At 69.9% G+C, this 14263-nt stretch carries 11 protein-coding genes; 4 read left to right on the forward strand and 7 right to left on the reverse strand.

Annotated features, from left to right (window positions below; genetic code table 11):
• Positions 1 to 157 precede the first annotated feature (157 nt).
• Both ACTHK2_RS06790 and ACTHK2_RS06795 read right to left on the reverse strand, forming a co-directional pair.
• The gene (locus ACTHK2_RS06790) at positions 158 to 2068 is read right to left on the reverse strand and encodes a tetratricopeptide repeat protein (protein ID WP_440244946.1); all 1911 of its coding nucleotides are present in this window, start codon (positions 2066 to 2068) and stop codon (positions 158 to 160) included.
• Positions 2069 to 2203: 135 nt separating this feature from the next.
• Positions 2204 to 2341 carry a winged helix-turn-helix domain-containing protein gene (locus tag ACTHK2_RS06795; RefSeq protein ID WP_440244947.1) on the reverse strand — a complete coding sequence of 46 codons (138 nt, stop codon included), beginning with the start codon at positions 2339 to 2341 and terminating at the stop codon, positions 2204 to 2206.
• A 192-nt stretch (positions 2342 to 2533) separates the two neighbouring features.
• Here ACTHK2_RS06795 and ACTHK2_RS06800 point away from each other — a divergent pair, with 192 nt between their 5' ends.
• From ACTHK2_RS06800 to ACTHK2_RS06815, 4 genes are all read left to right on the forward strand, one after another.
• On the forward strand, positions 2534 to 3208 hold the full coding sequence (locus ACTHK2_RS06800; protein ID WP_440244948.1) for a response regulator transcription factor: 675 nt from the start codon (positions 2534 to 2536) through the stop codon (positions 3206 to 3208).
• Positions 3205 to 4596 (forward strand): ATP-binding protein, encoded by a 1392-nt coding sequence (locus ACTHK2_RS06805; RefSeq protein ID WP_440244949.1) that lies wholly within the window; start codon positions 3205 to 3207, stop codon positions 4594 to 4596. The genes ACTHK2_RS06800 and ACTHK2_RS06805 overlap by 4 nt, the downstream gene beginning before the upstream one ends.
• 322 nt (positions 4597 to 4918) lie before the next feature.
• Positions 4919 to 8212, forward strand: coding sequence for an efflux RND transporter permease subunit (locus ACTHK2_RS06810; RefSeq protein WP_440244950.1), 3294 nt, complete (start codon positions 4919 to 4921; stop codon positions 8210 to 8212).
• The gene (locus tag ACTHK2_RS06815; protein WP_440244951.1) at positions 8199 to 9371 is read left to right on the forward strand and encodes an efflux RND transporter periplasmic adaptor subunit; all 1173 of its coding nucleotides are present in this window, start codon (positions 8199 to 8201) and stop codon (positions 9369 to 9371) included. Before ACTHK2_RS06810 ends, ACTHK2_RS06815 begins: the two co-directional genes overlap by 14 nt.
• On the opposite strand, the gene ACTHK2_RS06820 is transcribed toward ACTHK2_RS06815, so the two are convergent.
• The 5 genes from ACTHK2_RS06820 to ACTHK2_RS06840 all read right to left on the reverse strand — a co-directional run bounded on the left by ACTHK2_RS06820 (position 9258) and on the right by ACTHK2_RS06840 (position 14135).
• On the reverse strand, positions 9258 to 10697 hold the full coding sequence (locus tag ACTHK2_RS06820; RefSeq protein WP_440244952.1) for a hypothetical protein: 1440 nt from the start codon (positions 10695 to 10697) through the stop codon (positions 9258 to 9260). The genes ACTHK2_RS06815 and ACTHK2_RS06820 overlap by 114 nt on opposite strands.
• 110 nt (positions 10698 to 10807) lie before the next feature.
• A complete protein-coding gene (locus ACTHK2_RS06825) occupies positions 10808 to 12157 on the reverse strand; it encodes a DUF697 domain-containing protein (protein ID WP_440244954.1) in 1350 nt (449 codons plus the stop codon).
• A gap of 211 nt (positions 12158 to 12368) precedes the next feature.
• A complete protein-coding gene (locus ACTHK2_RS06830) occupies positions 12369 to 12911 on the reverse strand; it encodes a YceI family protein (RefSeq protein ID WP_440244955.1) in 543 nt (180 codons plus the stop codon).
• A gap of 25 nt (positions 12912 to 12936) precedes the next feature.
• Entirely contained in the window at positions 12937 to 13509 is a 573-nt protein-coding gene (locus tag ACTHK2_RS06835) for a cytochrome b (RefSeq protein ID WP_440244956.1), read from the reverse strand.
• The gene (locus tag ACTHK2_RS06840; RefSeq protein ID WP_440244957.1) at positions 13506 to 14135 is read right to left on the reverse strand and encodes a YceI family protein; all 630 of its coding nucleotides are present in this window, start codon (positions 14133 to 14135) and stop codon (positions 13506 to 13508) included. Before ACTHK2_RS06840 ends, ACTHK2_RS06835 begins: the two co-directional genes overlap by 4 nt.
• Between the last annotated feature and the right edge of the window lie 128 nt (positions 14136 to 14263).

The raw sequence follows: 14263 nt of genomic DNA on the forward strand, positions 1-14263 counted from the left end.
CCTGTCGGCGACGGACCACGATCGCCGATCAGGCGCGCCGGCGCCCGCATCGAGCATGAAAACGGACGCAAAAACGGAGTAAGCCGGATACAGACGGCAGTGAATTCCGTTTCATTCCCATGAGCACGGCGGTGCACCGGGTTAGCTCGGTCCGCGCCTATCGCACGGCGGCGTCGATCGGCCGCTCGCCGGCGAGTTCGCTGGCATGATGCTGCGCCCGCTGCGCGGCGACCTGGTTGTGCATTGCGCCATGGACGCGCGCCTCGATGAGCGCGGCGCGGAGGTCATGTTCGGACCACGACGCGACGCGCCCGGCGAGCGCGGCGGCTTCCTCGATCTTGCCGGCGGTGACCAGCGCCACCGTGTACGGGCTCGCGCTGGCGAGGATGTCTTCGGGAATCCCCGAGCGTTCGGCGCGGGCGAGGGCATCGGCGAAGCCGGGGAGAGCCGCCGCGGAATCGCCTTCGATGAGCGCCTGCTGCGCGTCGAGCAGGCGCAGGTAGAGGGCGCGGCGGTCGTTCGGCGACTTCGCCACCCACGCCTTGAGGCGGGCGGCTTCCGACGTCGCGCCGGCGACGTCGCCCCTGACCTGCAAGGCGCGAATACGCGTGAACCACACGCCGAAATAGTCCTGGTCGTTCGCGCTTTCGAGCGCGGGCGTCAGGGCGGCACGCCCGCTGCGCTCGGCCTCGGCGTAGTCGCCGCGCACGAACGCGATGTCGGCGAGCGCTGCATCGGCCTCGCTGCGCACGGCCGCGTCGGCGTCGGGATCGGCGTCCTTACTGATCCGCTGCAGCAGCACGACCGCTTCGTCGAGGCGCCCGACGCCCGCGAGCGCGACGGCGCGACTGAGCGTGTTCCACCAGCGCTCGCGCGTGTTCGGAGCCTGCGCATCCTCCTGCACGAGCCGATCGGTCGCCGCGACGGCCTTGTCGTGCTCCACCAGCATCGCGTAGGCCTCGGCCAGCGAGCGCAGTGCGGAATCGCGCGCCTCGCGCACCGCCAACACTTCGAAGCGCTCGGCGGTCTGCTCGAACAGCGGCGCCGCGGCGAGCGGCTGGCCGCGGTACATCGCGATCGCGCCGAGGTTCAGGTCGACCCTTGCCATGCCGTACGCATCATTGCTCATCTCGTGCAGCAGGCGCGCCTGGCCCATCTCGGCGGTCGCGGCGTCGAGGCGCCCGGCCAGCACGTCGACGCCACCACGACCCGTGTACGCGGCCGCCTTCGCCTTCGGGTCGTTGACGAAACGCAGGAGTTCGAGTGCCTTGTCGAACGCGGCACCAGCGTCGGCGAACTTCTGCTCGCGGAAATCGATCACGCCGAGCTGGTTGATCACCAGCGCGCGCATGTGCGGGTCCTTGTCCGCGGGCACCCGCTCGAGCAGGGCTTCACAGCGCGCGCGGCTCGCCGCGTAGTCTCCCTGGTAGAAGTCGACGTAGGAGAGGGCGAGCGCGATCTCGGGACGCGCGTGCTGGCCGGGCGACGCGTGCCCGGCGATGTCGCGCGCGACATCGAGCTGGCCGACGAGACCGGCCGCGGCGATTCGTTGAGCGAGTTCCTCCACGCCTTCCGGTGCGCCGGGGTGCATCGGCGGGGTGTGGCCGAGCTTGACCAGCAGCGCATCGGCCGCGCGGCGCGCGGCGACGAGCACGTCGCGATCCTGCGCCTGCGCGACGCGCGTCGTCCCGGGGGTGGCGTGCGCGGCGAGTTCGACGTCCCATACGCCACCCGCGTGCGAAACGTGCGGCTTGACCAGCAAGGTCGCGACCTTCGCGACCGAAGGGTCTACGTCGAGCGTCTCCGGGTCGAGCCGCTTCGCATTGATGAGGCCGACGGTGGTTTCGCTCGGCGTCGTCGTCAGGCCGCCGTCGCGCAACTGGTTGCCGATGAGGTCCATGAGGCCGAGGCGCAGCCACGCCCACTCGCCCGCTGCATCGACGCTCGCCGGCATGACCATCACGGCTACGGGCGCAGCCGCAGGAGCGATCGTCGTGACCGCGGCCGTTTCGGCGACGCGATGCGTGGACAGCCACCAGCCGCCCGATGCGGCGAGCGCGAGGACCATCAGCGATGCCCCGGCGACCCATGCGATGCGCGCCCCGCGCTTGCGACCTGGCGACGGCTCGGCAGCGGCAGCGGGCGAATTCGCGACGGGCAACGGCTCGAAGGTGCGCTCGTTCGTGGGTTCGTCGGCCCAGCGTTAGCCGAGGCGCGGCGTCGTGCGGTTGCACGACGCGTCGCCGACGACGCGCCGCAGGCGCATGATCGCCTGGGTCAGCGACGCTTCGCTGACGTCCGTGCGCCCCCACACGGCCGACGCGAGCTCGTCACGGCCCACGGAACGGTTGCACATTCGCGCGGCGTAGCTCCCGCGTGAGCGGGTCGAGCACGAAATCGCCGAAGGTAAAGACGACGTGGGTCATTCGCGTAGCTTACCCGGGCGCGGCGAGAACGGACCGGCCGCCTCGCCCTGCGCGCTGCAGCGAGATCGCACGCTGCGCTAAGCTGCGCCGCATCGGTCCAGGACACCATGGCGCGCATCCTCACCATCGAAGACGACGCGGTCACCGCGCGCGAGATCGCCGCGGAGCTGCAGGCCGCGGGCAACGACGTCGATTGCGTCGGCGATGGCCGCACGGGCCTCGAGCGCGCGCTCGCGGGCGGCTACGACGCGATCACGCTGGATCGCATGCTGCCGGGCATGGACGGGCTCGAACTCGTATCGGAGCTGCGTCGCGCGGGCGTGGATACGCCGGTGCTGATGATCAGCGCGCTCAGCGACGTCGATGCGCGCGTGCGCGGCCTGCGCGCGGGCGGCGACGACTACCTGACCAAACCGTTCGCGCCGGAAGAGATGGCCGCGCGCATCGAGGTGCTGCTGCGACGCGGCGCGGGTGCGCGCGAAACGACCCTGCGCGTCGGCGACCTCGAACTCGATCTCATTGCGCGCACCGCCCGCCGCGGCAGCGCCGCGCTCGACCTGCTGCCGCTCGAATTCCGCCTGCTCGAATACCTCATGCGCCATGCCGGCCAGGTGCTCACGCGCACGATGATCTTCGAAGCGGTGTGGGGTTACCACTTCGATCCGGGCACCAACGTCATCGACGTGCACATCGGCCGCCTGCGCCGCAAGGTCGATGCGCCCGGGTTCGAGCCGCTCATCCACACCGTGCGCGGCTGCGGCTACGCGATGCGCACATCGTGAACGGACCCGACGCAGCTCCGCGGCAGGACGGCCTCAGCGGGCGCTGGCGCTCGAGTACGAAGCGGCTGATCCTCGTCTACGGCACGTTCTTCGTCGCCTGGACGGTCGTGCTGGTCGGCGCGATCCGCTGGCAGACCGCGAGCTACCTCGACGGCATCGTCGACAGCATCCTCGAACAGCGCCTGCGCTACCTGTCTTCGGTCGAGCGCGCGCACCTGCCGGCGCTGCTCGCGGCGACGACCCAGCTCGACCTGCGCGGACTCATGGCGTCGGGCCTGTTCGACGCGCAGGGCCACTACGTCGCCGGCGACATCGAGCACCTGCCCGAAGGGCTCGCGATCGACGGCCGCGTGCATCCGCTGCCGGAGGGCGTGCAGCGCATCAGCGGCGAGCGCGCGGGCCGCATGCATGCGGTCGCGCTGCGGCTCGGCGACGGCGCGGTGATGCTGCTCGCGCGCGATTACCGCGTCGTCGACCAGGTCGGCACGATCATCCGCAGTGGACTCCTGTGGGCGCTGTCGCTGACGCTCGTGCCGGGCCTGCTCGGCGGCTACCTGCTCAGTCGCGGCCCGCTGCGGCGCGTGCGCGACATCGAAACGGCGATCCAGCCGGTCATGCGCGGCGATCTCGGCGCGCGCCTGCCGGTGTCGGAGCGGCGCGACGAACTGGACATGCTCGCCGCGATCGTCAACCGCATGCTCGAGCAGATCGAACGCCTGCTCGGCGAGGTCAAGGGCGTGTCCGACAGCATCGCGCACGACCTGCGCACCCCGCTCACGCGCCTGCGCACGCAGCTGCATCGCGTGCAGCAGCTCGGCGGCGATGGCGACCCGCGCAACCAGCTCGTCGAGCGCTGCATCGTCGAGGCGGACGCTCTGCTCGAGCGCTTCCGCGCGTTGCTGCGCATCTCCGAACTCGAGGACATCGGCCGGCGTGCAGGCTTCGGTACCGTAGACGTCGGCGAAACGCTGCGGCGAGTGCACGAGCTGTATGCGCCGCTCGCCGAGGAGAAGGAGGTCGCGTTCGCGCTCGACCTCGGCAGCGTCGCGCCGCTGCGCGCCGATGGGCACCTGCTGTTCGAGGCGATCGGCAACCTCGTCGACAACGCGATCAAGTTCGCGCCGCGCGGTGGCCATGTGGTGCTGCGCGCGACGAACGCGGACGGGCGCGTCGTCATCGACGTGGCCGACGACGGGCGCGGCATCCCCGCGGACGAACGCGACGCAGTGCTCCGGCGGTTCTACCGCAGCGCCGCCTCGGGCGCCGACGAAGCGGTCGGCCACGGCCTCGGCCTGCCGCTGGTCGCCGCGATCGCACGCCTGCATGGCTATGCCTTCACCATCGACGACAACGCGCCGCACGGGACGCGCATGCGCCTGGCGTGTTGATCGTCGCACGCCGGATGACGGCTCGCTCCGGCTGCGCTTCCGTGGCGGCGGCGATGCCATCGAGCGGTCGGCACCACGCGCTTCGCGAGTACCGCCTGCGCGGGTGCCGCTGGCCGGCTGCGCGCGAGGCGGCGTAGGAGCGCACGCTGCGCCCGGCTGACATTCGCTCTTGCCGTGGGCTTGGGGGGTCGCCACCGGGTGGGCTCCTCCAATGGGGAACGCCCTCGGCCCTCGTAACATGAACAATTCTTCATCCGCGCCAGGCTTGGGAATGCCAATCGTGCACCGATAATTCGCGCCTGCAGCAACATTGGCCTTCCGCATGATCGGCATCGTCCGCGTCGCGCTCACGCGCCCGTACACCTTCGTCGTCCTCGCGCTGCTCATCCTCATCACCGGGGTCCTTGCGGGCCTGCGCACGCCGGTCGACATCTTCCCGGACATCCGCATCCCGGTCATCGGCGTCGCGTGGCAATACACCGGCCTGTCGCCGGACGAGATGTCGGGTCGCATCGTCACGCCGTACCAGCGCGTGCTGACGACGACCGTCAACGACATCGAGCACATCGAAGCCAACTCGTACAACGGCTTCGGCATCGTCAAGATCTACTTCCAGCCGAACGTCGACATCCGCACCGCGAACGCGCAGGTGACCGCGGTGTCGCAGACCGTGATCAAGCAGATGCCGGTGGGCACGACGCCGCCGCTGATCCTCAACTACAGCGCGGCGACGGTGCCGATCATCCAGCTCGCCTTGTCCGGCGAGGGCCTCACCGAGCAGAACCTCGCCGACCTCGGCATGAACACGATCCGCACCCGCCTCGTCACGGTGCCGGGTGCGGCGATCCCGTATCCGTTCGGCGGCAAGACGCGCCAGGTGCAGATCGACCTCGACCCGGCCGCGCTGCAGGCGCGCGGGATGTCCGGCCAGGACGTCGCCAACGCGCTCGCCGCGCAGAACCTCATCACGCCGGTCGGCACGCAGAAGATCGGCGACTTCGAATACAACGTGCTGCTCAACAACGCGCCGAAGGACATCGACGCGCTCAACGACCTGCCCATCAAGGCGGTCAACGGCACGATGGTCTACATGCGCGACGTCGCGAACGCGCACGACGGCAATCCGCCGCAGACCAACATCGTGCACGTGAACGGCGGCCGCTCGGTGCTCATGTCCGTGCTCAAGAGCGGCGCGATCTCCACCCTGTCGATCATCTCCGGCATCAAGCAGAAGGTCGCGGACCTCGCGCCGAGCCTGCCGGAGGGGCTGAAGATCGCCCCGGTCGGCGACCAGTCGCTGTTCGTCAGCGCGGCGATCAGCGGCGTCGCCAAGGAAGGCGTGATCGCGGCGGTGCTGACCAGCCTCATGATCCTGCTGTTCCTCGGCAGCTGGCGCTCGACGGTGATCATTGCGATTTCGATCCCGCTGTCGGTGCTGGGCGCGATCGCAATGCTCGCGGCAGCGGGCGAGACGCTCAACATCATGACCCTCGGCGGCCTCGCGCTGGCGGTGGGCATCCTCGTCGACGACGCGACCGTGACGATCGAGAACATCAACTGGCACCTCGACCAGGGCAAGGACGTCGAGACGGCGATCATGGACGGCGCCGCCCAGATCGTGACGCCCGCGTTCGTCTCGCTGCTGTGCATCTGCATCGTGTTCGTGCCGATGTTCTTCCTCGACGGCGTCGCGCGCTTCCTGTTCGTGCCGATGGCCGAGGCGGTGATCTTAGCAATGGCGTGCTCGTTCATCCTGTCGCGCACGCTCGTGCCGACGATGGCGAAGTACATGCTGAAGCCCATCAAGGAACCGGTGGCCGCAGGCCACCTGCCGATGTCCCCCGCCCGCGCAGCGGGAGAGGCGGGAACCATCGGCGGAGCCGAGGGTGGGGTGAGGGCGGGCGCTGGGCACGGCGCCGAATCCCCGCTGCCGCCGTCGCGCAACCCGCTCGTGCGCTTCCAGCGTGCATTCGAGGCGCGCTTCGAGCGCGTGCGCGCGGGCTATCACGGCGTGCTCGAGCTTGCGCTCGGTCGCCGGCGCGCGTTCGTGATCGGCTTCATGGCATTCGTCCTGGTCTCGTTCGCGCTGCTGCCCTTCCTCGGCCGCAACTTCTTCCCGGCAGTCGATGGCGGCCAAATCCTCATGCACGTGCGCACCCAGGTCGGCACGCGCGTGGAGGAAACCGCGAACACGTTCGCGCGGATCGAGCAGGCCGTGCGCAGCATCATCCCGCCGGACGAGCTCGCGGCGCTGGCCGACAACATCGGCATGCCGATCAGCAGCATCAACATGACCTACAACAACACCGGCCTGATCGGCTCGCAGGACGGCGACATCCAGATCGCGCTGAAGGAAGGCCATGCACCGACCGAGGAATACGTCAGGCGCATGCGTGAGGAACTGCCGCGCCGGTTCCCGGGCGCGACGTTCTCGTTCCTGCCGGCCGACATCGTCAGCCAGATCCTCAACTTCGGCGCGCCCGCGCCGATCGACCTGCAGGTCCGCGGTCCGCGCGTCGCCGAAAACTACGCCTACGCGCAGAAGCTGCTCGCCCAGGTGCGCCACGTGCCCGGCGTCGTCGACGCGCGCATCCAGCAGTCGCTCGCGAGCCCCGGCTTCAAGGTCGACGTCGATCGCAGCCGCGCCCAGTACGCGGGCGTGACCGAGCGCGACGTCACCAACAGCATGGTGGTCAACCTCGCGGGGTCCAGCCAGGTCGCGCCGACGTTCTGGCTGAACCCGCAGAACGGCGTGTCCTACTCCATCGTGATGCAGACGCCGCAGTATTCGGTCGATTCGCTCGCGGACCTCCGCAACCTGCCGGTGACGCCGTCGTCGGGCGGAACGCCGCAGGTGCTGGGCGGCATCGCCGACATCGACCGCACGACCTCGAGTGCCGTCGTGTCGCAGTACGACATCCTGCCGATGGTGCAGGTCTACGCAACCACGCAGGGGCGCGATCTCGGCGCGGTCGCGGCCGACCTGTCGAAGATCATCGACGCAAGCAAGGCCGACCTGCCCAAGGGTGCAAGCGTGTCGATGCTCGGCCAGGTGAAGACGATGAACAGCGCGTTCGCGGGCCTGTCGTTCGGCCTGCTCGGCGCGATCGTGCTGATCTACCTCCTCATCGTCGTCAACTTCCAGTCGTGGAGCGATCCGTTCGTGATCATCACCGCGCTGCCGGCCGCGCTCGCCGGCATCGTCTGGATGCTGTTCGCGACGCACACCACCCTGTCCGTGCCCGCGCTGACCGGCGCGATCATGTGCATGGGCGTCGCCACCGCGAACAGCGTGCTGGTGATCAGCTTCGCGCGCGAGAAGCTCGACCTGCTCGGCGATGCGACCGCGGCAGCCCTGGAGGCCGGGTTCGTGCGCTTCCGCCCCGTGCTCATGACCGCGCTCGCGATGGTCATCGGCATGGCGCCGATGGCGCTCGGCCTCGGTGAAGGCGGCGAGCAGAACGCCCCGCTCGGCCGCGCGGTGATCGGTGGCCTCGTCTTCGCGACGATCGCGACACTGCTGTTCGTGCCGGTCGTCTTCAGCATCATCCATTCGCGCCACGGCAAGAAAGCGCCCGCGGCCCCTGCCATCGGAGTTCCCCATGTCGCCGTCTGATACCCGTCGAACGAAACGCGGCCTGCGCATCGCCGGCGTCGTCGGCGCGCTCGCCGCCGTCGCGATCGTCGCTACCGGCGTGCTCGCGCGCAGCCGCGGTGACGCGCGCTTGCGCAAATGGACCGAGGCGCAGGCGATCCCGACCGTCGCCGTCGCGCCGCCGAGCGCGAGCGCGGACGGTGACGAACTCAAGTTGCCCGGCCGCCTCGAAGCCTATGCGCGCGCACCGCTGTACGCGCGCACGAGCGGTTTCCTCAAGAGCTGGAGCGCGGACATCGGCACGCCGGTGAAGGCGAGGCAACTGCTCGCCGAGATCGAGACGCCCGACCTCGACCAGCAGCTGCAGCAGGCGCGCGCGGACCTCGCGACCGCGCAGGCCAACGAGAAGCTCGCCGGCATCACTGCCGAGCGTTGGCAGAAGATCCTGCAGTCGAACGCGGTATCGAAGCAGGACGTCGACGAAAAGACCGGCGACCTCGCGGCGAAGCGCGCGCTGGTCGCGTCGGCGAAGGCCAACGTCGACCGCTACATCGCGTTGAAGGGCTTCACGCGCATCGTCGCGCCGTTCGACGGCATCGTCACCGCGCGCAACACCGACGTCGGCGCCCTCGTCAACGCGGGCAGTGCGGCGGGGCAGGAGCTGTTCGTCGTTTCCGACACGCGCAAGCTGCGCGTGTACGTCAACGTGCCGCAGAACTTCGTGCCCGACGTGCCGCCCGGCACCCGGGCGACGCTGAGCGTGCCCGAGCACCCGGAGAAGCGCTACACGGCGACGGTCGAGGCGTCCGCGCAGGCGGTGAACGCGCAATCGGGTACGACGCTGATGCAACTCGTCGTCGACAACCCCGCCGGCACACTCCTGCCTGGCGCGTACGCGAACGTGAGCCTCGCGATGCCGCACGACGCAACCGCCTTGAGCGTGCCCGCGAGCGCCCTGATCTTCGACGCGGCCGGCCTGCGTGTCGCGACCGTCGATGCCGACAACCGCATCGTCATGAAGACGGTCACGATCGCGCGCGACTACGGCAAGACGATCCAGCTCGGCTCAGGCCTCGACGCGAACGACCGCGTGATCCAGAACCCGCCCGACGGCATCGCCGCGGGCACCGAGGTGCGCATTGCCGGCAATGCGCCCGCCACGCCCGGGACCAAGGGCTAGGCGGGTCACTGCGCCGTGTTCGAAACCGTCGCGGAACAGGCCGTCGCCGTCGCGCCACGCGCCGGCGTAGAGCGCAAGATCGCCGGTCGTACCGTACGCGCCGGCGAGCAGAAGCCGGCCCGGCGCGAGCAGCACGGTGCCGAACGACAGGCCGCCGATCGACTGCAGCAAGGTCTGCTTGCCGCCGCCTGGGAATGTCGCATCGAGTGCACCGTTGGGCAGCAGGCGCGCGACGCGCACGGCGGCCGCTTGCGAGGTGGCGCGCGCGATCACGACCTTGCCGTCCGCACCGAGCACGGCATGCAGGTCCGGGAAGCCGAGCCCGTCCTCCTCGCCGCCGAAATCGACGATGCGGACGCCCGCGTCGCCGAACCCGGCATCGAGCGCGCCATTGGCGGTGAGCTTGAACGCGGTGATGCGCCCCTTCGCCGAGTTGCCTCCCGCGAGCGAAGCGCTGTTGCCGATCGCGACGATGCCGCCGTCCGGCGTGGGCAGCACGCGCTGCACGGCCGAGTTCGCATCGATCGGCACGACGATCGTGCCGCCTTCGCCGAACGTCGTGTCGAGCTCGCCGTCGGCGAGCCGCCGCTGCACCGCCATCGTTGCTGCATTCGTGTTCGCGCTGCCCGCGAGCAGGATGCGACCCTGCGCGTCGAACGCGAGTGCGAGCGGCGAATAGCAGCACGGCGCGGACAGCGTGAGCACGCCGCCGTCACCGAACGAGGCATCAGGGGTGCCATCTTCGGCGAGCCGCACGAGCGTGTGCGACGGCACCGTGCCGACGAGGGCCCAGGTTCGCGAGTCCGCGTCGGCGGCGAGGCCGTAGACGGTGTTGTTGCCGCTGCCATTGCCGAGTGCGAGGCGCACGCGACCAGCGTCGCCGAACGCGGGATCGGGCACGCCGTCGACGAGCAGGCGCGCAATGCCGGTGTCGTTGCCGCTGCCGATGCGCCCGGCGACGACGACCTTGCCGCCCGGCGCCGTGGCGATCACGCTCGCGTAGGCGGGGTAGTCGGCCGCGCCGTCGCTGAAATCGACTCGCGCGACGCCGGCGTCGCCGTAGCCTTCGTCGACCGCGCCATCGGCGGTGAAGCGGGCGACGACGAATCTGGTCGCGCGGCTGCCACTGCTCACGCCCTCGGTGGAGGCAACGAGCACGTCCCCGCCCGCGTCGATGGCGGCATCGGCGCTCACGACGTAGAAGGGCGATGTGACGACGCGCGTGGCGAGGCCGCCGCCGGCGAAGCCGCCGTCGGGGTCGCCATCGGCGGCGAGCGCGGCGACAGGCGCGAGCAGGGCGGTGAAGATCAGGGATCGAAGCGACATGGAAACCTCGCGGATGCGGTCGGCGCACGTCGATCAATACGGATGTCCGGGACGAAAGCCATCGCGAGGGCAGCGCGCAGCGTCGGCCGCCGCAGCCGGTCGAGCGGACATCACGCGGAGCGCGTGCGCAGCCGCCGCAGGATTTCCTCGCGCGCCTCGCGCAGGATCGAGTCGCGATCGAGGTTCGCGACGATGTCGGCGACGACGCGCTTGGGCCCGAGCTCGCCCCAGGACTTGCCGGCGACGAGGTATTTCTCCGCGGCGCGCCCGACGAGTTCGGTCGCGTACCAGGCGAGCGCGCCCTGTGCGCCGGCGGTGACGACGGTCGAAACGCCGGCGCTGAGGCCCTTGAGTGCCGAAGCGACGAGATGCACGCCCCAGATCGCGCCCATCAGTGCGGCGAGCTGTGCGGTGATCACCGCGATCAAGGTGCCCGCCTCGCTCTTCGTCAGTGGCAGGCCGTAGACGCGGCCGAGGTGCATGACGAGCGCGCCGTCGAGGGCGCCGGCGGCGAGCAGGTCGGCGACCGGAATGGGGTTCAGCGCGACCGCGAGTGCCTTGGCGATGCAGTACTGGCGGATCACCGTGCCGGCGAGTTCGCGTCGCGCCTCGGCGATACGTGCGCCGACCTGGTCGGCGACGCGGCCGGCGAAGAGGCTCGCGTTGAGCGCGACGAGCGTGCGGCCCTCGCGTTCGAGCACGGCGAGCAGGCGCGCGCGCAGCGCGCCGAGCTCGGGCACCTGTTCGACGAGTTCGGCCTGTTCGCTGCCGTCGGCGGCGACGCGCACGCGCTTGATCGCGGCCGGTTGCGCCGCGATCGCGACGACGTCGTCGGCACGCACGAGCCCCGCTGCATGTTCGCGCAGGCGTTCGAGCAGGCGGTCGCGTTCGTCCTCGCGGTAGCGGTCGGCCTTGTTGAGTGCGAGCAGCAGCGGCCGTTCGGTGAGCGCGAGCGTCGCGAGCGCATCGCGCTCGCGCTGCGTCATGTCGCCGTCGACGACGAACACGACGAGGTCGCAGACGCCGGCGACGTCGTAGGCGAGGCGTTCGCGCGCCTCGCCGTCGAGTTCGTCGATGCCGGGCGTGTCGATGAGGTGCACGCCACCGCCGGCGACTTCCCGCCAGGCGCGCTGGCCCGCTTCGCGCGTCGTGCCGTGCAGCACGCCGACGGTGAACGCGTCTTCACCGAGCAGCGCGTTGGCGAGCGCCGACTTGCCGACGCTGACGCGGCCGAACACGGCGATGTGCAGCTCGCCGCGCTCGAGCTTGCCGAGCATCGATTCGAGCCGCGCGAACTCCGCCGCGAGGCTCTCGCGCACGGCCTTCGGGATCTGCGGATCATCGAGCAGCGCGCGCAGGCTCTGCGCCGCCTGGTCGCCGTGCGCGACACCCTCGCCTGCGCGCGCGGGTTCGCGCACGAGGCGCGCCCGCACCCGCTGCCAGATCGATGAGGGACTCATGAGGGAAGCAGAACCAAGCGGAAAGCCTTTTCACGAAGGACATGACGGAAGACGCTTTGTGGCGTCGACGTCGCGCATGGCTCGAGGATCCGTGCATGGCTGCGCTACCGACGCAATCGACAGATCCACGAAATCCGCGCTTCGATCGGGGCGTCGCTCCATTTCGTGTCCGTCGTGTCCTTCGTGTTTCAATCTTTTGCCCTGAGTTCCGTCATTTCGCCGTCAGGGTGAGATGGCCGTGGACGGAGACGTCGGCGCCGACGTCGGACCAGTCGCTGCCGGCGCCGAGGCCGAAGTCGGCGCGCTTGAGCACGGTGGCGACGTCGAGCGTCGCGGTGTTGCCGGTTTCGGCGAACGTCACCTCGAGCGTGACCGGCTTGGTCTGGTCGCGGATCGTGAGCTTGCCCCGTGCGGTCACGCGACCGTCGGCGGCCTTCGCGAACGACTCCGTGACGAAGTGCGCCTTCGGGAATTTCGACACGGCGAAGAAGTCGCTGCCCTTGAGCGAATCGTCGCGCTCGGCGCTCGCGGTGTCCGCGCTCGCGAGATCGACCGTGACGTCGAACTTGCCGGTCGACGGGTCGGCTGCGTCGTAGGCGATGGTCGCGTCGAACTTCCTGAACGTGCCGTCGAACGTTTCGCCCTGGTAGCTGCCCTTGAAGCCGAGCGTGCTCTTCGACGCATCGACCGCCCAGTCACGCGCGGACGCGGCGGCGGGCAGCAGCAGGAAGGCGAGGGTCAGGATGCGCAGCATGGCGGTTCTCCGGAAGCGGATGGGTTCAGCCGACGCGCGATCGGCGTTGCGGCAGCATACGGCGCAACACCTCGTCGCGATTGACGAAATGATGAACGAGTGCGGCAGCCGCATGGCCTGCGGCGACGAGCACGAGCGTCCAGAAAAGCCATTCGTGCGCTTCCTGGGCGATGTCCTTGAGGCCCGGCGCGGCGCCGCCGGTGAGGCTCGGCATCGGCACGACGCCCCACCAGACGAGCGGCCGCAGCGCGGTCGCCGAATCGAACAGCCAGCCCGACAGCGGCACGGCGAACAGCAGCGCATAGAGCAGCGCGTGTCCGACGCGAGCGCCGGTCGCCTGCCAGGGAGGCATGGAGGCGGGTTCCTGCGGGCGCGGATCGAACAGGCGCCAGCCAAGACGCAGCACGGCGAGCAGCAGGATCGTCAGGCCGAGCGACTTGTGCAGCGTGAACCAGGTGATCACGCTCGGCTTCTTCGGCAGCTCGACCATGACGAGACCGAGCGTGCCCTGCACGAGCAGCAGCGCCACGATGGTCCAATGGAACGCCTTGGCGAGGGTGCCCCAGCGCGTCGCGTCGCTCTTGAGCGGCATCGTCATTCGTCCTTCTTCGGTGCGGCGGCGCGGTCGCGCAGGCCTTCGACTTCGATGCGCAGTTCCACTTCGGCACCGATCACGTCCTTGTAGCGCGTGATGCCGAACTCGAAGCGCGGCAAGGTCGCGGTCGCGGAGAAGCCGGCCTTCTGCTTGAACGCGTACGGATCGTTGCCGACGTGATTGAGGGTGAACGCGAGATCGAGCGCGCGCGTCTGGCCGTGGAACGTGAGATCACCGTGGATGACGCCGTGGGTGGCGTCCTTGCGTTCGACGCTGCGGCTCGTGTAGCGCGCGGTCGGCCAGCGCGCGACGGCGAGCAGTTGGCCCGAGGTCGCCGTGTCGTTCCATTTGGCGTCGCCGAGATCGAGCGAGGCGAGGTCGACGACGACGTCGACGCGTGCGCTGCTCCAGTCCGCGGGGTCGAACTGGAACCAGCCTTCCTTGACGTGCAGGCGTCCTTGCGGCTGCGAGAAGCGCTGGTGATCCACCGCGAACAACACCTGCGTGTGGACGAGGTCGAAACGATACGTATCCGGCGTCGCGCGCGCAGGTGCGGATGCCGCGAACGCGGCGACCGCGAATGCCGCGGCGACATGCATCGAACGATGGCGGGGCGACGGCTTCGGCATGCCGGCAGCTTGGCAAAAACCCTGCGAGCGCGCCAGCGCTGCGGCGTGAACACTGCGTTGCTCGAGCGTGCCTGTCGGCACGAGACGGAGTATCGCGGCTGAAGCCGCTCCCACAACAAAGCGCGCCC

The organism is Dokdonella sp. (assembly GCF_051958935.1).
Taxonomy (GTDB): domain Bacteria; phylum Pseudomonadota; class Gammaproteobacteria; order Xanthomonadales; family Rhodanobacteraceae; genus Dokdonella_A.

Coding starts and splice junctions, on each gene's coding strand:
- ACTHK2_RS06790 (WP_440244946.1), bottom strand. CDS start 2,068: ATGGTCCTCGCGCTCGCCGCATCGGGCGGCTGGTGGCTGTCCACGCAT.
- ACTHK2_RS06800 (WP_440244948.1), top strand. CDS start 2,534: ATGGCGCGCATCCTCACCATCGAAGACGACGCGGTCACCGCGCGCGAG.
- ACTHK2_RS06810 (WP_440244950.1), top strand. CDS start 4,919: ATGATCGGCATCGTCCGCGTCGCGCTCACGCGCCCGTACACCTTCGTC.
- ACTHK2_RS06815 (WP_440244951.1), top strand. CDS start 8,199: ATGTCGCCGTCTGATACCCGTCGAACGAAACGCGGCCTGCGCATCGCC.
- ACTHK2_RS06820 (WP_440244952.1), bottom strand. CDS start 10,697: ATGTCGCTTCGATCCCTGATCTTCACCGCCCTGCTCGCGCCTGTCGCC.
- ACTHK2_RS06825 (WP_440244954.1), bottom strand. CDS start 12,157: ATGAGTCCCTCATCGATCTGGCAGCGGGTGCGGGCGCGCCTCGTGCGC.
- ACTHK2_RS06830 (WP_440244955.1), bottom strand. CDS start 12,911: ATGCTGCGCATCCTGACCCTCGCCTTCCTGCTGCTGCCCGCCGCCGCG.
- ACTHK2_RS06835 (WP_440244956.1), bottom strand. CDS start 13,509: ATGACGATGCCGCTCAAGAGCGACGCGACGCGCTGGGGCACCCTCGCC.
- ACTHK2_RS06840 (WP_440244957.1), bottom strand. CDS start 14,135: ATGCCGAAGCCGTCGCCCCGCCATCGTTCGATGCATGTCGCCGCGGCA.